This is a genomic window from Alteromonas sp. PRIM-21 (assembly GCF_027563165.1).
GTDB classification, from domain to species: Bacteria; Pseudomonadota; Gammaproteobacteria; order Enterobacterales; family Alteromonadaceae; genus Alteromonas; species Alteromonas macleodii_A.
On sequence record NZ_JADOEK010000002.1, the window covers coordinates 328887 to 350270 of the forward strand.

At 44.5% G+C, this 21384-nt stretch carries 15 protein-coding genes; 9 read left to right on the forward strand and 6 right to left on the reverse strand.

Annotated elements, in window-relative coordinates:
* Nucleotides 1-215: 215 nt before the first annotated feature.
* Both IW644_RS05825 and IW644_RS05830 read right to left on the reverse strand, forming a co-directional pair.
* Nucleotides 216-1529, reverse strand: a complete 1314-nt coding sequence (locus tag IW644_RS05825) for an MFS transporter (protein WP_179984293.1) — start codon at nucleotides 1527-1529, stop codon at nucleotides 216-218.
* Nucleotides 1530-1580: 51 nt separating this feature from the next.
* A complete protein-coding gene (locus IW644_RS05830) occupies nucleotides 1581-2459 on the reverse strand; it encodes an NAD(P)-dependent oxidoreductase (RefSeq protein WP_269916807.1) in 879 nt (292 codons plus the stop codon).
* Nucleotides 2460-3084: 625 nt separating this feature from the next.
* Between IW644_RS05830 and IW644_RS05835 the strand changes: the two genes are divergently transcribed.
* The 3 genes from IW644_RS05835 to prsR all read left to right on the forward strand — a co-directional run bounded on the left by IW644_RS05835 (nucleotide 3085) and on the right by prsR (nucleotide 7995).
* Nucleotides 3085-4209 carry a beta-ketoacyl-ACP synthase III gene (locus IW644_RS05835; protein WP_269916808.1) on the forward strand — a complete coding sequence of 375 codons (1125 nt, stop codon included), beginning with the start codon at nucleotides 3085-3087 and terminating at the stop codon, nucleotides 4207-4209.
* Between the two features lie 297 nt (nucleotides 4210-4506).
* Nucleotides 4507-6552 carry an XrtA/PEP-CTERM system histidine kinase PrsK gene (prsK, locus tag IW644_RS05840; RefSeq protein WP_269916809.1) on the forward strand — a complete coding sequence of 682 codons (2046 nt, stop codon included), beginning with the start codon at nucleotides 4507-4509 and terminating at the stop codon, nucleotides 6550-6552.
* Nucleotides 6553-6633: 81 nt separating this feature from the next.
* Nucleotides 6634-7995: a PEP-CTERM-box response regulator transcription factor gene (gene prsR, locus IW644_RS05845; protein ID WP_269916810.1), complete on the forward strand. Its 1362-nt coding sequence runs from the start codon at nucleotides 6634-6636 to the stop codon at nucleotides 7993-7995.
* Nucleotides 7996-8136: 141 nt separating this feature from the next.
* Here prsR and IW644_RS05850 read toward each other — a convergent pair whose 3' ends face one another.
* The 4 genes from IW644_RS05850 to IW644_RS05865 form a co-directional block, all read right to left on the reverse strand.
* Nucleotides 8137-8454: a GFA family protein gene (locus IW644_RS05850; RefSeq protein WP_179984288.1), complete on the reverse strand. Its 318-nt coding sequence runs from the start codon at nucleotides 8452-8454 to the stop codon at nucleotides 8137-8139.
* An 18-nt stretch (nucleotides 8455-8472) separates the two neighbouring features.
* Nucleotides 8473-10605 carry a tetratricopeptide repeat-containing diguanylate cyclase gene (locus IW644_RS05855; protein ID WP_269916811.1) on the reverse strand — a complete coding sequence of 711 codons (2133 nt, stop codon included), beginning with the start codon at nucleotides 10603-10605 and terminating at the stop codon, nucleotides 8473-8475.
* Between the two features lie 117 nt (nucleotides 10606-10722).
* Entirely contained in the window at nucleotides 10723-11058 is a 336-nt protein-coding gene (locus tag IW644_RS05860) for a replication protein RepA (RefSeq protein WP_269916812.1), read from the reverse strand.
* Nucleotides 11018-11713 (reverse strand): AAA family ATPase, encoded by a 696-nt coding sequence (locus tag IW644_RS05865; protein ID WP_269916813.1) that lies wholly within the window; start codon nucleotides 11711-11713, stop codon nucleotides 11018-11020. Before IW644_RS05865 ends, IW644_RS05860 begins: the two co-directional genes overlap by 41 nt.
* Nucleotides 11714-11949: 236 nt before the next feature.
* Between IW644_RS05865 and IW644_RS05870 the strand changes: the two genes are divergently transcribed.
* The 6 genes from IW644_RS05870 (at nucleotide 11950) to IW644_RS05895 (ending at nucleotide 21319) form a co-directional block, all read left to right on the forward strand.
* Nucleotides 11950-12690: a glutathione peroxidase gene (locus IW644_RS05870; RefSeq protein WP_269916814.1), complete on the forward strand. Its 741-nt coding sequence runs from the start codon at nucleotides 11950-11952 to the stop codon at nucleotides 12688-12690.
* 84 nt (nucleotides 12691-12774) lie between these two features.
* Nucleotides 12775-13863 carry an alpha/beta hydrolase gene (locus IW644_RS05875; RefSeq protein WP_269916815.1) on the forward strand — a complete coding sequence of 363 codons (1089 nt, stop codon included), beginning with the start codon at nucleotides 12775-12777 and terminating at the stop codon, nucleotides 13861-13863.
* A gap of 155 nt (nucleotides 13864-14018) precedes the next feature.
* Nucleotides 14019-14654, forward strand: a complete 636-nt coding sequence (locus IW644_RS05880; RefSeq protein ID WP_269916816.1) for a hypothetical protein — start codon at nucleotides 14019-14021, stop codon at nucleotides 14652-14654.
* A gap of 167 nt (nucleotides 14655-14821) precedes the next feature.
* Nucleotides 14822-16249, forward strand: coding sequence for a TolC family protein (locus IW644_RS05885; protein ID WP_269916817.1), 1428 nt, complete (start codon nucleotides 14822-14824; stop codon nucleotides 16247-16249).
* Nucleotides 16250-16251: 2 nt separating this feature from the next.
* Nucleotides 16252-18054 (forward strand): efflux RND transporter periplasmic adaptor subunit, encoded by a 1803-nt coding sequence (locus tag IW644_RS05890; protein ID WP_269916818.1) that lies wholly within the window; start codon nucleotides 16252-16254, stop codon nucleotides 18052-18054.
* A complete protein-coding gene (locus IW644_RS05895; protein WP_269916819.1) occupies nucleotides 18047-21319 on the forward strand; it encodes an efflux RND transporter permease subunit in 3273 nt (1090 codons plus the stop codon). Before IW644_RS05890 ends, IW644_RS05895 begins: the two co-directional genes overlap by 8 nt.
* The last annotated feature ends 65 nt before the right edge of the window (nucleotides 21320-21384 follow it).

Genomic DNA, 21384 nt, shown 5'->3' on the forward strand with positions numbered 1-21384 from the left:
TTAAAATGAGCTTGATAAGAGGGATTAGCAGAATTGGTCAGATAGGTCTGGGGTCAGAGTACTTTTTAGGCCCGAAGTCAGTGCACTTTTCACTGTGACAACCAGATGAGTTTTAGGTTAGGGGGGCAGGTTACAGGTACCAGTTAGTTACGTTTAAGTTATGGGTACAAAATGCGCTACCAGACATCTAATAATTCTGATAGCGCATCAATTTACTAACGCTTAGGCTTAAGCATTTCTATTTTTGGGATAAGAAGCCAAATGGCTGCAATTGCAATGATAGCTAACGACGCTCCGATGACGAAGGCAGGCGTATAGTTACCATCTGCAGTAAGCCATGGAACTAACGATGTTAAGCCCACCGCACCCAGCTTCGCCGCCATACCTGAAAAACCAGATAACGTACCCACGGCTTTTTTACCAAACAAATCACTCGGAAGGGTTTGAACGTTACCTATTGCTGTTTGGAAACCGAACAGGATAACCGCCATAATAAGCACCGCTACCGTTGGCGCGCCAGGGTCTGACATTGCGATAAGAGCGGGAAGCATTATTAGACAACCCAGGGTGATAACTAGCTTCCTTGTTTTATTCGGCGTCCAGCCAGCAGCTATACGATTTTGCGCCAACAAGCCGCCAAACCATGCGCCAAGCATTGCGCCCACATAAGGCACCCAGCCGTATATACCTATCTCGGTAACGTTCATGCCGTACACTTCGTTAAGGTAGATAGGGATCCAGAATACAAATAACCACCAAATAGGGTCGATTGCCGCCGAAGCGATAATTACGCCCCAGCTTTCTTTGCGAGAAAGCAGTTCACCTGTTGAAGGGCTGTATTCCTCCATTTCCTTGGCATTACCATTTTCATCTTTATCTTCGCTCATGGTGCGCTGACCAGAAAGGATATAGTGCTTTTCTTCCTCGGTAATCCATGCGTGCATCGCTGGTGGAGCTTTAACTATAATAACCCAAGGCAATAGCCATAAAAGACCGATGGCACCTACGATAATAAATACCGCCTGCCAGCTAAAATGCAGAGTTAAAAAGCCGATAATTGGAAAGGCTATGATGCCACCAATAGCAGCTCCAGAGTTAAAGATGCCCTGGGCTAGCGCACGCTCTTTCGTAGGAAACCATTCGGCGTTACCTTTGGTTGCACCAGGCCAGTTTCCAGCTTCAGCAATACCTAGAATCGATCTAAAGATACTGAAACTCAACATGCCTTGCGCAAATGCATGAGCAATAGTGGCGAGTGACCAAACACCGATAGAAAGAACGAAGCCAATTCGCGTTCCAATCCAGTCGAAAATCTTACCGAAAATCGCCTGTCCAAACGCGTAAGAGAAAACAAACACGATGGAGATATTAGCGTAAATCTGTTTCCTTTCTAACGCTGATTCATCGGGAAACAAGTCTTCTACAATAGCAGGCCATAATACGCTTAAAGCTTGTCTATCGATGTAATTTATAATTGTTGCGAGAGCAATAAGTGTAATTACCCACCAACGTAGACCTTGAATTTTCACGGCATCACTTCTCTTTTAGGTTGTGTATAGTTTCGCCAGAGCGTTCGTTTACTACTTATCTAATTTGACAAAATAGTCGTAGATTTCAGGTACGTTGCCGTCACCCAAGCCGGCGTCAAAGGCTGCTTGTAAATTAGCTGATGAACCTTCAGCAATTTTCGACTCAGTACCTAAGTCTTCTACCATCTTCAAGAAGTAGCCTAAATCCTTGTTGGCGTTAGCGATAGAAAATCCTAAGTCACTGTTGTTATCCACTGCATAGTTTTTGCAAAACTGCATAAATGGTGAGTTAGATGGGCCTGCAGACATAATGTCGAAAAGCTGTTGGCGGTCAACGCCAGCGCGCTCTGCTACAGCAAAAGCTTGTGACATTGCACATACGGTGGTCATACCCATGAAGTTATTAATCAGTTTTGTAGTGTGACCTGCACCAAGTTGACCAAGGTAAAAGACGTTTTCACCTTGTTCATCAAGAACAGGTTTCACTTTTTCAAAAGTTTCTTTGTCGCCAGACGCCATAATATTAAGTAGGCCATCTTTCGCATGTGCAGGAGTTCGGCCTAGTGGTGCATCTACCATACCTACGCCTTTCGCTGCTAAGTCCGCACCAATTTTTCGTGTTGAAGAAGGAATAGAGGTTCCAAAGTCAATAACCACGGCACCTTCTTTTAGCCCCGCCATAATGCCGTCTTCAGCGTACATTACTGATTCGACAATATTCGATGTCGTTAAGCAAAGCATAACGATATCCGCGCTTTCAGCTAATTCCTTACCTGTTTTTGCGACCTTTGCGCCGCGTTCTGTGCACTTAGCCACTGCATCAGGGTTTAAGTCCATAACTGTGGTTGGAAAGCCTTTGTTTAAAAGGTTTTCAACCATGTTGCCGCCCATTAGACCAAGTCCGATGAAACCAATTGATGGTTTAGACATTATCTTTTCCTCATAAGTAAAATTTCGAAGGTTAGATACAACCTCGTCACCTTTGGTATCACCTAGTCTTAAACAGATTATTGCCGAAAAGACGGCACTTAATAATCGAGAGACTATTGTTATTACCAATTTAATGTCTAAACCCTATTTCTATCTTGCCAATTTGTCAACCAATATCGAGTTGGAGGTCATTATTTTGTAAATAAATTGTAGAAGTGTAAGGGCGTCTATTTGCTAGTTATTGTGATTTATAGTCTTTTTAAATTTCTAACACGTTAATATGTCTAGGTTTTTGTTTGCTTTCTTAAGCTGTGGATGTAAAAAAGAAAGACGTTAATTTTGTTTCTTTGAATAAACAATTCTTTTTAATGTAGCTCAATGCGTGTTGTTTTATTGGTCAAGTCAATTCCCTTTCTGTAGCGATTTAGGCGGTTGAGAGGGAACGGTGGCTTCCACCATAGTTACAGTGACCACGGATTAAGGTAAGCTATAGCTCATAAAACGCAGTCGTATTGCTAATAAAAGGTACGATTAGGCTTAATTGCACTGGTATTGTTGCGTGAAGGACACGAAGTAACGCGGCATTTTAAAAGCCAGAAGTGTTAACAGATAATAGAGAATGCTTATGTCTCAACAAATAGTGATTAGCGGTGTGGGTGTTTGGCACCCAAAAGATAGTATTACCAATGAAGAGCTAGTAGAAAGCTATAACGCATACGCCGACGCGTTTAACGCTGAAAACAAAACTAAAATTGAAGCAGGTGAGCTAGCTGCCGTGCCTTACTCAAGTGCAGAGTTTATTGAAAAGGCGTCGGGAATTAAAAGTCGCTATATTTATCAAAAAGAGGGCGCGCTAGACATCACTCGCATGAAGCCAAAAATTGCGCCGCGAGCAGATGATGAACTTTCTCATCAGGCAGAAATTGCCGTTGAAGCAGCTAAGTTAGCTATGGCTTCAGCGAACGTGAGTTCGGATGAAATTGATGCCGTCATTGTATCGTGTGCCTATACACAACGCGCCTATCCCGCTATCGCTATTGAAGTGCAAGAAGCACTGAGCATCGAGGGCTTTGGCTTTGATATGTTAGTCGCCTGCTCAGCAGCAACTTTCGGCATGCATCGCGCTTATGAGATGCTAAGCGCTAGAAATGCTACTCGCGTACTTGTTATCAACCCTGAATTAGTGTCTCCTCAAATTAACTACGCAGACCGAGACAGCCACTTTATCTTTGGTGACGTAGCAACAGCGACTGTGTTAGAACTTGCTGAAACGGCTAAAAGTGAACACGTCTACGACGTGCTTAGCACTAAGGCACTGACGAAGTATTCAAATAATATTCGTTCGAATTTTGGTTATATGACCCGTGCGGAAGATGTCGACCCTTACGGTCCTGACAAACTTTTCCACCAAGCTGGGCGCAAAGTATTTAAAGAGGTATGCCCAATGGCTGCGGCTCATATAGAAGCACACCTAGCAAGTCATGACATAACTCCAGAGGACGTGAAGCGTTGGTGGCTACATCAGGCTAATATAAATATGAATACTTTGATTTGTAAGCGCTTATTGGGGCGCGGTGCAGACAGAACAGAAGCGCCCATCGTACTCGATGAATACGCAAACACCGCTTCTGCGGGGTCTGTCATTGCTTTTGGTTTGAATCATGAAGACTTAGTCTCTGGCGATATCGGTGTGCTTTGCTCTTTCGGAGCGGGCTATTCAATTGGTTCCTTGGTAATTCAAAAGCGATAAAGGATTAATCGGTAAAAGCTCACAGCGCAGGCTTGGCCTGCGCATCATAAAGGGCGTAAGTTAAATATTTATTTTGTAGGCCCGTTTTACCAACTCGTTGCTTTATCTAATGCGGCAATAGGACCAAGTTAACAGCATAAATGCGGCTCTTGCTCCTATGTAGAAGCAATACAAAAAACGAGATGGAATTTTGCAGCATCTAACATGGTCGGTATATATCGAGTATTATCAATGTAATGATCTGCTAGCATGCAGATCTATGCCTTCTAATAATGATAATAAAGGTGAGATAAAAGGATGATTTCAGATGTAGGCTACGGGCTAAATAGTCTTGCGCACCTAGCCCTTTTATTGTTGTTGCTAACAGTAAGAAAGCCAGGAGTTGCCAAGCACCTGCTTGTCGTTGCGACCGCTGCCACTTTTTTATGGTCGACAAGTTTAATTACCTCGCTGTTCGGCCCCATTTCCCTTAGCTGGCTGTTAAGCGTTGACGTTGTAAAGCAATTGGCTTGGCTTCTGTTTTTGTCCGCTTGTATTCAGACTAACTTCAGTAATATTGCTGCTGTATTAAAGCGTCCTATTACGCTGATTATCGTCGCTCCCGCGCTTATCGCGCTTCTTGCACCTTATTTGTTGGCAGTTAATCCTGCGTGGAGTTTTCTCGTTTTAATCGTACTTTCTTTAGAAGTTCTTGTACTTTTAGAGGTTGTCTATCGGCAAGCAGGAAGAGAGCAGTGGGCCTTCAAACCGCTTATTATTTATCTTGGCGCAACAAATTTGTTCGAATTTGTAACCTACGCTAACGCGACCATGGTTAACCAAGTGGAAATTGGTTATATCGCTGCACGGGGTTATATCTACTTTCTGCTTATGCCTTTACTGGTGATATCAATTCGCCGTATCCATCACTGGGGGATAGATATATTTATATCCCGCGATGTAGTTTTACATAGTTCATTATTGCTTGTAGCGGGCGGTTACTTATTTGTAATGGCTGTGGTTGGCTATGCCATCAACTATGTCGGGGGTAACTGGGGCGCTACCGTACAAATTATCCTCGTAGTGATGTCATTCGCGTTGTTAGCCACCGTATTTTTATCGAATGCCTTTCGTACTAAGATAAAAGTTTTTATTACGAAGCATTTCTTCGCCAATCAGTTCGACTATCGCGTTGAATGGGTGAAATTAACCCAGTGGCTAACTAGGGCTGGGGACACGTCATCAGATGTTTATCACGCAGGGCTAACGGGCATGCTAAACGCTATTCAGTATGAATCGGGCCTGCTCTTTAAAGTAAATGCAAATGGTTATGAGCGGGTGGCTGAGGCATCCCCTATCAAAGACATATCAAGCGAAGCGAAAGGCAGTGCCACCTACGCCACATTAGAAACTTTAGCGCAATACAGTGGTAAAAACGGTTGGATTATTGATACGGATGCTTATCTAGTTAAGCCCTTTGATTACGAAGGGTTAAAGCTGGACCGCAATGCTTTAAAAGAGTGGGGGTACCAGCTCTTTGTACCTTTCTTGAAAGACGGAGGGCTATGGGGGTTTGCCTTAGTCGCGCCGGGAGACAAGGAAAAAATCAGTCTCAATTGGGAAGTTAAAGACTATCTTACCGCGGTTTCAGAGCAAGTGGGAACATATATGCAGCACCATGAGGCGGCACAAGTAGTGGCTGAAAATGCCCAGTTTGCTGCGTTTAACAGAATGTCTGCCTTTGTACTACACGATCTAAAAAATGTGCTTGCCCAGGTGGACCTTATTTTGGCAAACGCGCAACAACATAAGCACAACCCCGAGTTTATCGACGATACATTCGAAACTTTAGAACATACTAAAGCTAGAATGGAGAAAATGCTAAAGCAACTCACAGACAAAAAGGCGGTACAGGAAGGGGTTGACGCTGAGCTTTTACTCTCGGAAGTTGCTAAGGATGTGGTAAGTAGTCGTTGTTCAGGTTTAAGCCCTATACCGAAAGTGCATGTGCTTAAAGAAACGGCTGTTATGATTGATAAAGAAAAAGTAGCCAATGTCTTTTACCATTTAATCAGTAACGCGCAACAAGCAACAGGCGATGACGGTGAGGTTGATGTGGTGATAACTGCAAATTCCGACAGCGATACCCAGCTTGTCATGATAGAAGATACCGGCGTGGGGATGGAAAAAAGCTTTATTGAAGAACGTTTATTTAAACCCTTTGATACCACAAAAGGGAATGCAGGTATGGGAATAGGCGCTTACGATGCAAAAACCTATATCGAGTCTATCGGTGGTAAACTAACGGTCCAAAGTGAACCGGGACGCGGTAGCTGTTTTACGCTGCATTTTCCGATAGGATAGACAAATAATTAGAAAGTGGATCCGTACGCGACAAAAATCCACATTCCTTGGATGGATGAAGTAGATTAATAGGATGATGAAATGACCGATACCATTTTGGTAGTAGATGATGATTTAGGCATTCAAAAGCAGCTTAAATGGAGCCTTACGGATTACAATGTTGTTTTTGCTGACGATCATACTTCTGCCATTGCGCAGCTGCGTCGTTTTGAACCTAAAGTTGTTACGCTAGATTTAGGGCTTCCACCAGACCCTGCCAATGCTTCTGAGGGCTTACGAATTCTTCACGACATCATTAAGCTGGCGCCAAGAACAAAAGTCATCGTGGTCACGGGTAACAGTGATAAGCAAAACGCGCTTAAAGCAATTGACTTCGGGGCGTACGATTTTTATCAAAAGCCTATCGACTCAGACACTATTAAATTATTGGTCAATCGCGCGTTAAACCTGTCGAAATTAGAACACGAGAACAGCATTTTAGCGCGGACTCGTTCAGGTATGTCGAGGATAGTTGGCAATAGTGAAGCTATTCAAAAAGTGGTTCGCCGCGCCGAAAAAATTGCTAATACCGATATCAGTACTCTATTGCTTGGTGAAAGTGGTACTGGTAAAGAAGTGTTTGCACGCAGCATTCATGAACATAGCCTTAGAAAAGATAAACCCTTTGTGGCGATTAACTGTGCATCGATACCCGAAAACTTACTAGAAAGTGAGTTGTTTGGGTATGAAAAAGGAGCATTTACAGGCGCTAATAAAACCACAGTAGGTAAAATTGAAACGGCACAGGGCGGTACGCTATTTTTAGATGAAATTGGCGATATGCCTATTGGTTTGCAAGCTAAGATGCTGCGTTTCTTGCAAGAAAGAGTGATTGAGCGGGTTGGTGGACGCAATGAAATTCCGGTTGATATACGCGTAATCTGTGCGACTCACCGAGATTTACAAGCCATGGTCGCGCAAGAAACCTTTAGAGAAGATTTATATTATCGAGTGGGCGAAATGCCCATTATGATCCCGCCGCTGCGAGAGAGGGATCAAGATATTATTCTGCTCGCTCGTACCTTTTTAAATATTTATCGTGAAGAGTTTAAAGCCAAAGCCAAGAGCTTTTCAGAAACGGCAGTCAATGCCATGTTAGCTCACAAATGGCCGGGCAACATTCGCGAGATGCAAAACAAGCTCAAGTCAGCGGTGATCATGGCTGAAGGGACGGTAATACAGCCTGATGATCTGGGGTTAATGCCAGTAGATGCCCATGATGAGCCTGAAACATTAAACTTGCGTGAAGTACGAGAAATAGCAGAAAGTCGCGCCATACGACGAGCATATCAAAAAGCGGACAAAAACATGTCGAAAACTGCCGAACTGCTTGGCGTTACCCGACCAACACTTTATTCGTTAATTGATAAGTACCACATGGAAGATATTAAAAACAGTGACTAAAACGTTGTCATCATAGCTTTAGGTACTAACGCGAAAAGGGTGAGATGCTTCTCACCTTTTTTAATGGCGTCATTGAACAAGGGATAGGCTTTGCTATATCGCTTGTTTTTATTTAACTGAGCTCAACTAAACACGACCGTTCTATAAGATAAATTGGCGGTGAGGCTCAGCTAAAGCGTCGTGACCGCTAAACGCGACATCAAGTAGCACTTTATTTGGGCTCACCTCTATACATATTACGCTTCCACACACGTTACATACATGGTGCGTTTCACCGTTTGCTTGATGTAACTCGGCTAACGCGGAAGGCGCGCAGTCAATGACAAGCCTTTCTTTTTCAACTGCCATACGCAGTTTACTGGTGTCTGTCTGAGTGAGTGTTTCATCGTCGGCTTCGAACTCATCAATATGTTCAATTTCATATTGAATGGCTTGGCAGCTGCAACTTCCTCTATACATATCTCATTTCCTCTACTGCTATTTATCGAGGGTATCTGGCCATTTAATACTGGCTACGTTATTAAAAGACGTGGCAATTCTAGAACCAGGAAAGTTGAACTTAGTATCTAACAAAGTTGGGTGCGCTCTCGGTGTTTCAAGAGTTTCTATAACTCCCACCCAGCCGTTTCTACCGGACAGCTTTGTTGCGTACAGCGCATAATCTACAACGGCAAACGTGCGCTTCCACGCGGTATCAAAATCATCTTCTTTATCTGGAGGAAGAAGAGAGAAGCCAATGCTACAGGTAATGTAGATAGGTTCTTCTAGGCCGATATCAAAAGAAGTGCGAGCCACCATTTCCCGACAACGCTCAGCCAGCTCTGGTAATTCTTCTCTGTTTGATTGTCGACACACTACCAAGAATTCTTCGCCACCCCATCGAATAATTAGGTCGGTTTGCCGGAATACCTCTTTTAGAACGCCAGCAAATGCCGACAACACTTTGTCTCCTGCTATATGCCCATAGTCATCGTTAATTCGCTTGAAGTGATCAATATCAATCAGAAGGCAAAGTAAGTCTTGTTTAGACTTATTGTTATTAGGGTTTTGCTTTGCTGAAAACTGACTGCGCCTAATTTCGCCTGGAAGCTGGGACTCGAGATAGTGCCTGTTGTACAAGCCGGTTAATGGGTCGCGTAAGCTTACTTCCTCTAGGGTTTTGTAAGCGCGTTCTAGTTCTTGGTTTTTCTCTTGTAGCGTTAGCGTTTGCTGTCTAACCTCGCGACGCAGAATAATAGTTTGTTGGCGCTGTTTATAACGACTCCAAACTAAAAATGTGAGCAATAGTGCTGCTAGAGATACACTCCAAAATAAGGTGGTTTGTAAGTTTTCACGCTCAGCTTGGGCAAGCACAAGTTGCTTCGACTCTTCCAGCTTTTCAAGCGTACGGGACTGACGCACAAGCTCAATTTCAGCCTGAAGCCCCTCAATGGCTGATTTGTTTTCTGAGTCGAGCAATACTTCGCGCAACTGTTGAATGACAGATTGCACATCCAAGGCTTTTTTAAACTCACCTAGAGATACAAAAGCACTAAGCTGCAATGAAAGGAAGCTCAACTGCCCGCGAATATCTCTGTTCTTACGCGCATCAATAGTACCCGTTCTCGCTTCTGTAAGTGCCAGTTCGAAATCTTGTTCTTTCATATAGGCTTGACCAAGGGCGAGTCGACCTTCTTTCATTAATTTTGTCTGCCCCGATGAACTTGCGAACTGCATGGCTTCTTGCAGAAGTGCTCTACCTTTAGCAACCTCGCCACTTTCAACGAAGGCTTTACCCATTAGCATCTTTGCCTGTGCAATGGCACCGACGTCGTTAGTTGAAAGCAAAAGAGTAAGGCCCTCATTTATGGTTTGTATGGCTTGTTTGGTGGCGCCAGACTTTAATGACAGCTCGCCCATACGTGTCTTTATTGAACCGAGAAGTTTAGGCGTCCCTGAGCTTTGAATACTATCAAATGCATCTTGGTAGTAGGTGTGGGCTAACGTGGACTGATTAAGTAAACTATAAATTTCGCCAATGCGAAGAAGGGAAAGGCTCATTTCGTTAGCCATGTTATTTTCCCGAAAGTAACGTAGCGCGTTTTTCAGTGGCTCTAACGCCGCTTCTATTTCGCCTTGTTCTTGTTGAATTATACCTAGCTCGAGATTTAAACGGGCTTTTAAAAGATCATCGCGATCAATTTGTGCGATAGACATTGCGCGTCTGACATAGGTTACGGCATTCGTATAATTAGAGAGGTGTCGCTCGGAGGTGGCGAGTTGTAGGAGCGTTACTCCCATTTGATTGAGGCGACCTTCAAGAGTATAACGCTCTAACGCAGCATTAAAAATGGCTTTTGCTACTTCAAAGCGAGAAGCGTTTTGCAGTAGCTGACCCAGTGATGAAAAGGTATCAGCAGGCATTTCCTGTTGTTGCAACGCTTGTTCTAATAGCAAGAGCGCTGTGCTGTCCGCTTCGGCATATTTTTTAGTGTTAAGCAGGTTTTCAATCTGCCTGACTTCTGTATGAAACAGTTCGAACGCTTTTACTGACTTGCTTGATGTAAGATATACAGCAATCATCAGGGCACACACCAGCACGCGCGCTGTGTCTAATCCTCCACGGCCCATTCTATTGTATCTCCTATACGCTGTCAGAATACGCTAAATACTAAGTATCTCAATAGGCCTTCGGCCTAGCAACTTTATTATTTTGAAGGATAAAACGAATCTTATACGTATTTGGATTTATACTTTAGTTTTAATTTTGCTATTTTCTTCAATCCACTCGCGAATAAGCGCTGACTTTGCTTTTCCTGTTCTATGAGCAATATCTGCAAGCTTTTCAATACACTGCGGCGTTAAGGTAAAGGTAGCGTGACGCATACCTTCCGTTTTCGCCGGTTTTCTTATTGGTGCAACGCTCTGCCTGTTTACGGTTTCAACGCAACCTTTTCTTCCTTGTTCTTCTTGTTTATCAACTTTGCCTTGCGCATAAAGCAGCGCATCATCGATAAAATCTTCTATCGAACGAAGATTGGGTTTAGCTAACGGCTTCGACTTTTTGAGGTTGAGCAAACTCATAAGCATCCTCCGATTTGCCAGCTAATAGCTCTTCAAACAGTGTTCTTATTTCCGTAGCGGCTTTGCCTTCAGGTTCACTCTCAATCACCGATTGCCCTGACTCTTCAGAGTCGTCATACATGTTTCTACTGAAAGTGACAGCGTTTAAAACAGGGATGCCGAATGAACGACACACTTCTTTTGCCTCTAAAATGCGGTTAGCTAGGCTAGGAAGCGAAGGGCATTGTGTAATGACAAAAGCCGCGTTCATTTTTGGGTTGACCATTTTACAAGTCGACAATATATCTTCCATATGAGGCACGGTTTTAAGGTCACGACGCTTAGGTCTAAGTGGAATCAGTATGTGATCAGCAACCGCCATTGATGAGCGCAAGGCAAGGTTATCTTGACCACCACAATCGATCACTACGTAATCATAATACTGTCGTAGACTGAGTAATTCGTTACGTATTTTGCCGTATAATTGAACGCAGTTAATTTCAGCAAGACGAGGGTTTGCTTTTCGCTCTTGGATCCAGTCTGAGGTCGTTCGCTGCGGGTCACAATCTACCATCAATACCTTGGCACCTTTTTCAGTGCGAAGATACACTGCAATGTTCTGTGCCAAGCAGCTTTTTCCGCTACCGCCTTTTTCTCCACCAACTAAAATAATCATGGTGATAACCCTCGAATATCGCTTACGTTAAAATGTTGAGCGTTGAGGAAGCCGTCATTGATAACATGACTCTCCCAAACCTCGACTAAAAGCATAGGCAGGCTAGAAGCGAGCTTCAGCATCAAAATCGATATTAACGAATGTAAGATAATACCTATTGATTTGTGACTGGACTCATTCTAGTCTTCTACTCTTAAATGAACATTTACAGTAGAAATTACCGATAAGAGGTTGTTATGTCAGAAAGTCGCTTCACTTCCAAAGAAGGCCAACAAGTACCAAGTGTATCGTTTCCATGTCGGGAGGGTGATGCATGGGTGACGAAAACGACAGATGAATTATTTTCTGGCAAAAACGTAGTGGTATTCTCTTTACCTGGTGCATTTACACCAACTTGCTCGTCCACGCATTTACCGCGTTATAACGCATTAGCAAAAAAATTCGCTAAGCACGGTATCGACAACATAGTGTGCATTTCAGTAAACGATACTTTTGTTATGAACGCATGGGCAGCTGACCAAGAAGCCTCAAACATAACGGTAATCCCAGATGGCAATGGTGAATTTACCCACGGCATGGGCATGCTGGTAGATAAAGCGGAGCTAGGCTTTGGAAAAAGAAGCTGGCGTTACTCGATGCTTGTGAAAGATGGCGTTGTGGACAAGATGTTTATCGAGCCAGATGTTCCAGGTGACCCGTTTGAAGTGTCAGATGCAGATACTATGCTGGCTTACATCGCGCCAGAAGAGCAAACTAATGCGCCTGTGTCTGTTATCACAAAACCTGGCTGCCCTTTCTGCGCTAAAGCTAAACAGTTGCTAGATGAAAAGGGCTATGAATACGAAGAAATTGTGTTGGGCAAAGATGCCTCTCTAACAAGCTTAACAGCGATTAGTGGTCGCGAAACCGTTCCACAGGTGTTTATTGGCGGTAAGCACATCGGTGGTTCTGACGATCTAGAGGCGTACTTTAGCTAATACGTCGTAGGTTTTAATCGATACAAAAAACGGGAGCATGGTAAACTGCTCCCGTTTTTTATTAATTATCCGTAGCGGAGAATAATGGTGTCATCGAAGTTTTTTGTAAAAATGCTTGTAGGTATTGTTGCGCTTTTAGGTGCAAATATGGCTATAGCCGCTAATTTATCTATACCCGATACTAGCGAAATGAAAAGCAGAAGTTTTTCAGATCTTCAAAATCAGTTCAAAGCATTTTACGAAAAAGAATGGGGTCAAACCCAGCCGTGTAGAGAAACAGCACTCAATCGCTTTTCTGTTTGCAGCAACGTATTGCGTAATGAAGGCAATGCCCCTTTTATGCTGAATAACAAATCAAGCAGCAAGGTGGCAGTTCTTATCCACGGCCTAAGCGATTCGCCTTTCTTCATGCGTGAAATCGCCAACATATTATTTGAACAGGGTTTTACCGTAGTCGTGCCGCTCCTACCTGGGCATGGTAAACGCGACGCCAATGATGATATGTCTGACTGGAATTTAGCAGAGCGCTGGCAGTCACACGTTGATGAAGTCATTAAATTGGCTGATAGCATGGGTGACACTCTACTTGTGGGCGGTTTTTCTACAGGTGGTGCACTGGCGGTTGAGCACTATCTTGATGGAGCTAATAATGATGTAAACAACATCGACGGTTTAATGTTGTTTTCTGGCGCGCTGGCATTGTCTGACAATGCAGAGAGCATGTCTCGCATTTGGGGAATTAAACTTTTAGCTAGAATCATTGATGGAAGTTATCAAACCCATGGTCCTAACCCTTATAAATACCCTAACGTGGCGGGATTAGCTGGGTTGGAATTGATGGACTTAATTAACACCATTCGCGACAAAGTCGAAGAAGGGCAGCAGGTGGAAGTGCCCCTGTTTGCCGCTCATTCTCAAGCTGATGTAACCACGCCAATTCTCGGAATAGAGCAGTTAATGGAAGCAAGTAAAGGTCCGAATACCTTTTTTGTTATCGATGAGTCGTACAATTTGTGTCACGCCGACCTTGTGGTAAATACGAGTTTACTGAATAAAATGAATTTCAATGCAAACATGGTGAATCAGCAGGAAGAATGTGCAGTACCAAAAGCAAACCCGCTATTCTCCACTATGAGCTTAATGCTGCGGGATTACCTGTCGCAATTTAAATAACTAAGTAAGCGTGATGTACACGCCGTTGGCTTTACTGCTCGGTAACATCACGCTATTATTTGAGCGAATTTTAAGTCGATACAGCAACGGCTAGAGTATAGTAATTGATCAGGTTCCAACTTCGATTCACCCACAAACGGTATAGACCTACCAACATGAGTACGTTGGCTTTTATACTGTTTTTAATGATGGCTCTAGTGTCATCAGGTAACGCTGTGTCTGTTGGTCATACATCAACGCATGATCACTCAATGACCGACGTTGCCATGAAGTCTGTATCACGTAATACTGCTCAATTATCTGGTGTGAATTACAACGCCGCGACTAGCACATCTGTTGCTATACACTCAGACTCCGAAAATCCGACAGCATCACCTGAGCTTGAAAACACGCACTGCCAACATCACGATATGTCACCACACAATGCACGCATAGGTACTGAAAATGCCGAGCACACGGTTCGTGTTGAAAGTGCTGTTATCGCTATGATCGCAGTGACTGCAAAGAATACAGAGAGCGCAAAAAGCGCTGAAATCCATTCAAGTACAATGGAGGGCGTTGCATCCCATAGTGGCCATAGCGGTGAAATGACCGACATGTCTTGCTGCATGGATGAATGTAATTGCCCTACCGACCATTGCTTTAACCTTAGCGCAACTGCGCTTATACAGCCTACCGTCGAGACTGAAATAACGGTAGCGAGAATGGCTGCAGCTGCACCTGTTACAGGGCAGCGTACCTTCCTTCATTTTGGGCAGTTTCGCCCACCCAAATCACTTTTCACAGCATAGATCTATCTAGCGGACGTGTTTCGCTGAACAGGTGTACTTTATCTAAGACGTCATTGCTTCGATTGAAAGTGCCTTTGAGTTTTGTCTATGTGATACGTACTAAGCCTGAAACACCGCAAAAGTTCAGCTGCTTGAGCGCGTATTACAACCGAAAAGTGATGTAAACCATGACCTACTATCTGGTATCTAATAATGAAAGTGAACGTGGTAAGACGCTTTATAAAATAAGCGCTGCTTTCGCCTTAATGTTCATACTTTCTTTTGTCTTTTTGTTTGTTAAGCCTGCCAAAGCGCAGTCTTTGAGTCTTGAACAAGCGCTCGAGCTAGCTATTCAGCACGATCCTTTACTTAAAGGGAACGAACTTCGTAAACAAGGCTTTCACGCAGAAGCTGAGGCTTCGACATATTGGGAAAACCCACAAATTTCGGCGTCAGTACAAAATCTTCCTACCGATGGTTTTGCGCTAGACCAGGAGCCTATGACGCAATTTAAAGTAGGTTTGAAACAGCAACTGCCAAGAGGCAATGAAAATAAGTACAGCCAGAAAAAATATCGGGTTATGGCCAGCAAAATGTCGATAGAGAGCCAAGCCAGAAAGGCGTGGCTTGAACGTGAAGTCACTCTTGCTTGGTTAGATTGGGTTTACGCTGCTCGTCGCATCGTATTATTAGACCAAGAAAGAGCCCTACTAACACAGCTTCTCGATTTTACTGACTCCAGATACAGCCAAGGTGTCGTTGCGGCGGCTCAGAAGGACGTACTTCAGGTACGCTTAGCTCTGTTATCGTTAGACGATAAATACATGCAGGCTTATCAGCAAGAGAATGAAGCAAAAGCAGTACTTTCAAAATGGTTGGGTGCGCCTTTAGATGAAGCCGTTAGTGTGCCACTGGCGCTATCAAAGTCAGAACCAAAGTCACTGTCAGTTAAGCCGTTTTTAGAACTAGATGTTATTTTAAATCGCAGCAGCACAAGCCTTGATGCACTTTTAGTCTTCATTGACAGCAGCGAGCCTTTTTCAATATTACAGCATCACCCCGAGGCTATGCTACTTCAGTTTCAAACCGAAATAGAAACGCAAAATTTAAATATAGCTAGAGAGCAAACTAAATCTCAGTGGGCCTTCGAAGCTAGTTATGGATACAGGCAAGATGCTCAAAACGGTGCAAGCCGCGCTGATTTTGTGTCTTTGGGTGTTCAGGTCGATCTTCCGTTTTTCAATAAATCCCGCCAAGACGCTTCAATTTCAGCGGCGGCTTCTAGGATGAATGCGTCTGAGACCGACTTTAGATTAAAAGTAAATGAGCTTGCGGCAAAGGCAGAAATGCTTAAATCACGGCTATCGGGATTAAGTGAGAGGAAAGCATTTTACGAAACAGCGTTAATTGGCGAAGTACAACAGCTTTCTGAAGCTGAGCTGACAGCTTATACCACAGACACTGGCGATATCGATGATGTTGTTAATGCCAACCTGAAGCAAGTAGAAGTGCAAGAAGGTCTGCTTAAAATTGAGGTCGAGCGGGCCAAAACCCTGACTTCGCTTGCTTATTTGTACTTGCCATCTAACGCCTACCTTTCGCAGAGAGAGCAGTAAATATGACGACTTCATCAAACTCCAACACCCAAACAAAAAGCGCTGTTTTTAATAGTCCGCTTGCGAAAGGTTTGCTAATAGGCTTGCTAGTTGGCGGCCTGTTTGCTTTTGGCCTAGCCAGGCTATTGCCGTCTAGCGCGTCTATTTCTGCGGCGTTAGACAATAAAGACAGCGCCGTTAGCGACGAGGAAAAACCTTTATATTGGGTAGCGCCCATGGATGACAGCTATCGCCGGGATGAACCGGGAAAGTCACCGATGGGAATGGATTTAGTGCCGGTATACGCTTCTGACACGAAAACCTCTATGCAAGCAGATGCTCGTACGCCGGGTATGGTAATGATCCCACCAAATGTACAGCACAATATGGGGGTTAAAGTTGCCTCTGTTAGCATTGGCTCGCTTCAACAGACCGTAACAGCGGTAGGCAATGTAGCTTATGATGAAGATAGTATTGTGCACATTCACCCCAGGGTATCGGGTTGGGTCGATAGGCTGTTTATTAAGTCTCAAGGCGAGCAAGTCGAAAAAGGCCAGGCGCTTTACACTTTATACTCCCCAGAACTGGTAAGTGCACAAGAAGAATACGTTTTAGCATTAAAACGAGGAGCCTCCCGCTTAATATCTGGGGCCGCTGAACGTCTTAAAACATTAGGTATGTCGCAGCGCACCATCGATGACCTGAAAAAAAGCAGGCAGGTTGCGCAAACGGTAACCTTTAATGCGCCACAAAGTGGTGTTGTGGAGGCGCTAAATATTCGTGAAGGTTTTTACGTTCAGCCCGGGACGACGCTAATGAGCATCGCACAGCTAGATACTGTGTGGGTCATTGCTGAGGTACCTGAAAAGTATGCGCGAATCATTGCGCCACATGACCGCGCTGTGGTCACCCTTGACGAAATGACACATGCTTCAGCGGCGAACTGGGAAAGTCACGTTGAGTATATTTATCCCTCTTTATCAGAGGTCACGCGAACCTTGAAGGTACGCATTCCCTTGGCTAATGAGAACCACACATTAAAGCCTAATATGTTCACGCAGGTTTCGCTGAAACCTGTGCAGCGCAAGCCCGCTCTACTAGTGCCGCGTAGCGCGGTTATTCGCACGTCTAAAGGCGCAAAGGTGGTGTTGAGTGATGGTAACGGCAATTTTAAATCGGTACGCGTAAAACTGGGGCAAAGTGATAGTACGCACTTTGAAGTTATAAAAGGTTTGCTGCCTGAGGATAATGTTGTGGTATCAGCACAATTCTTGATTGATTCCGAGTCTTCGAAAAGTAGTGACTTTGAGCGAATGGAAGCGCCCGATCACCAGGCTACGACAACGGGTACCATTGAATCAATCGAACTACCCGTTAAAAGCAAGGCAAGCGAGAGTGAAAACAATGCAGAAGTAGTTATTGCTCGTGGCCCCATAGAAAAGTGGAATCGAGGCCCTGCGACCATGTCTTTTGCAGTTTCAAAGCATATTGACGTATCTAAATTCAAAGAAGGCGACGATATCGTTTTTACCTTTGTGACAGGCGACCCATTTACCGTTATCGATATGCGTAAAGATATGAGCCATAAAGTGGGCGAAGATATGATGCAAGGCTCCGCACATAGCCATCACGAACAGAAAGGTAGCGAACACCTGCTACATGAGCCCCAAAACCAAGCCCCTAAAAATCATGATAATGATAGGAAAGTTCATAAATCAGTTAACCATAAATCGATAAAACATGAAGCAATGGATCATAAGTCGATGGAGCATAAATCGATGGAGCATAAATCGATAAGTCAAAAGGAGCATATGCACCATGATTGAATCGGTAATCCGTTGGTCGGTAAACAATAGAATTTTGGTGCTGTTGAGCGCCATTATGCTCAGTATCTCAGGGATCTGGGCGGTGAAAAACACGCCTGTGGATGCTATCCCTGATTTGTCCGATGTCCAAGTTATTGTGAAAGTCAGCTATCCGGGCCAGTCGCCACAAGTGGTCGAAGATCAAGTGACCTTTCCACTTACATCAGCACTTATGTCTGTGCCCGGAGCACAAACGGTGCGCGGATATTCGTTCTTTGGCGACGCGTACGTTTATGTCATTTTCGATGATGATACGGACATGTACTGGGCGCGAAGCAGAGTATTGGAATACCTAAGCCAGGCTTCCTCCCAACTACCAGAAGGCGTTATACCTCAACTAGGTCCAGATGCCACTGGAGTAGGCTGGGTCTACATTTATGCCTTGGAAAACGATGCTATTCAGCCCAATGCGCTGGATGCGGGAGAATTAAGAGCACTGCAAGACTGGTTCTTAAAGTTTGAGCTTCAGTCGGTTGAAGGCGTATCTGAAGTGGCTAGCGTAGGGGGAATGGTTAAGCAGTATCAAGTTGTCGTCGACCCCGAAAAGCTGCGTGCTTATAACATTCAGCCTTCAATGATTGAAATTGCCCTTCAGCGGGGTAACCGCGCCTCTGGCGCTTCGGTTATCGAAATGGCGGAAGCCGAGTATATGGTCACTGCGCAAAGCTACATTCAGGGCATAGACGATATACGGGCCTTGCCAACAGGCGTTATTAAAGATGGGGTAAGTATAACGATTAATGATGTGGCCCAAGTTGTAGAAAGTCCGATAATGCGCCGCGGTATTGCCGAGCTAAACGGAAAAGGGGAAACCGTTGGCGGCATCATTGTAATGCGCTACGGCGAAAACGCGAAAGCCACTATTGATGCGGTCAAAGCTAAATTGAATACGCTTAAAGCGAGTTTGCCTGAAGGCGTGAATATTGTTCCGGTTTACGACCGTTCGACATTAATCGATAACGCTATCGATACCCTCTCCGATAAGCTTCTTGAAGAGCTATTAGTGGTAGGTGTGGTATGCGCAATCTTTTTGTTCCACTTACGTTCTTCAATGGTGGCAATGATCAGTTTACCCATCGGTATTCTCACCGCCTTTATCGTAATGAAGCTGCAGGGACTTAATGCCAACATCATGTCTTTAGGTGGTATTGCCATCGCTATTGGTGCAATGGTGGATGGCGCCATTGTGGTGGTTGAAAATTTACACAAGCATATTCATCAGCATGCTGCCTCATCAAGTAAGGGAGCCTCAGCGAGTCAAAGGGATTCAGCAAGTCAGGGCGCTTCAGCAAGTCAAAGCGGGGCAGTGAGTGAACAACCACGAACATCTATAATATCTGGACCAACATCAACCCCGCTTTCAGCAGCCAAACGATGGGAATTGGTGATTAAGTCGACAACCGAAGTTGGCCCAGCATTATTTTTTGCGCTTCTTATTATAACCGTATCATTTATTCCTGTTTTTGCGTTAGAAGCACAAGAAGGGCGTCTTTTTGCGCCTCTTGCCTTTACCAAAACCTATGCCATGGCAGCAGCTGCTGCGCTGGCTATTACCTTGGTTCCTGTGCTGGCGGGCTACTTCGTACGGGGTAAAATACGCTCTGAATCGGAAAACCCGGTAAACCGAGTGTTAGAGCGTGTGTATCAACCATTGCTGATACGATTGCTTAATTACCCGCTCCTCACTTTGGTGGGTGCATTTTGCTTATTACTATCTACGTACTGGCCGTTAAGTCATTTAGGTAGTGAATTTATGCCTGAATTGGACGAAGGCGATTTGATGTATATGCCTACTACCTATCCAAGTATTTCAGTGGGTAAAGCCAGAGAGCTTTTGCAACAAACGGATAAACTCATTGCCACCCTGCCAGAGGTTAAAACGGTATTCGGGAAAATCGGGCGTGCAGATACAGCTACTGACCCTGCGCCACTGACCATGATTGAAACCTTCATTCAGCTTAAACCTAAAGCTCAGTGGAGGAACGGCATGACCACAGAAAAGCTCAAAGAAGAGCTTAACGCCCTGGTTCAGTTCCCTGGGCTGACCAATGCCTGGGTCATGCCAATTAAAACCCGCATCGACATGTTAGCAACCGGGATAAAAACACCTGTTGGGATCAAGATTGCGGGGCCTGACTTAGCAGGCATTGAAGCTATTGGAAAGGATATTGAGATACTGCTTAAAGACCTACCCAATACAGCATCAGTATACGCTGAGCGGGTGGTTGGTGGTCGTTACGTGAATATCGATATCGACAGAAAACTGGCTGCGCGCTACGGCATGAATATAGACGATGTTCACAGTATTCTAGCTTCGGCAGTGGGCGGTAAAGTGGTAACACAGTCGGTGGAAGGGCGTGAGCGTTTTCCTATCACCATGCGCTTTTTACAGCACTACCGCGATACCCCTGAATCTTTAGCATCCATGCCTTTCGTCACGCCAAGCGGTGTTCACATTACCCTTGGAGATGTCGCAAATGTGCTTATTGACGAGGGGCCGGCCGGAATTAAAAGCGAAAACGCCCGATTAAATGGGTGGGTGTATGTTGATATCTCGTCAAACTCAGCCACAGGCATTGACTTAGGGGGCTATGTAGATAGTGCGAAACGCTATTTGTCAGAGCACCTCGATTTGCCTGCTGGCTACTCAATCACGTGGGCAGGGCAGTTTGCTTATCTGGAACGCGCAAAAGCAAAACTGTTGGTAGTTATACCGTTAACCTTAGCCATTATCTGCCTCTTACTTTATCTAGCGTTTAAACGCCTTCGCGATGTGGCACTTATACTTGCTACTTTGCCGTTGGCGCTGGTGGGCAGTGTATGGTTGCTTTACTTTCTCGACTTCAATTTATCAGTTGCGGTAGGGGTTGGATTTATTGCTCTTGCCGGTGTAGCAGTGGAAATAGGCGTTATCATGTTGGTGTATTTAAACCAATATGTATCGGAAGTTTTCGCGAAGTCTACTCCAAAAAATAAAGCCACTAAAAACGTTGAACTTGTTAAAAATGCTATTGTTAAAGCAGCCTCGGCAAGACTTCGCCCTGTCATGATGACATCGCTTTCTATCATTGCTGGCCTACTGCCGGTGCTTTATGCAACCGGAACAGGTAGCGAGGTAATGCAGCGAATAGCCGCACCTATGGTAGGCGGTATGGCGAGTGCCCTAGTATTAACGCTTTTTGTTTTACCATGTGCGTACTACCTAATGGTTTCACGTAAAGCGTAACAGAAAAGAAAGTTCAATAAGAGTATAAAAAGCATGGGGAGGCGAGCACACGCTTCCCCAGCACT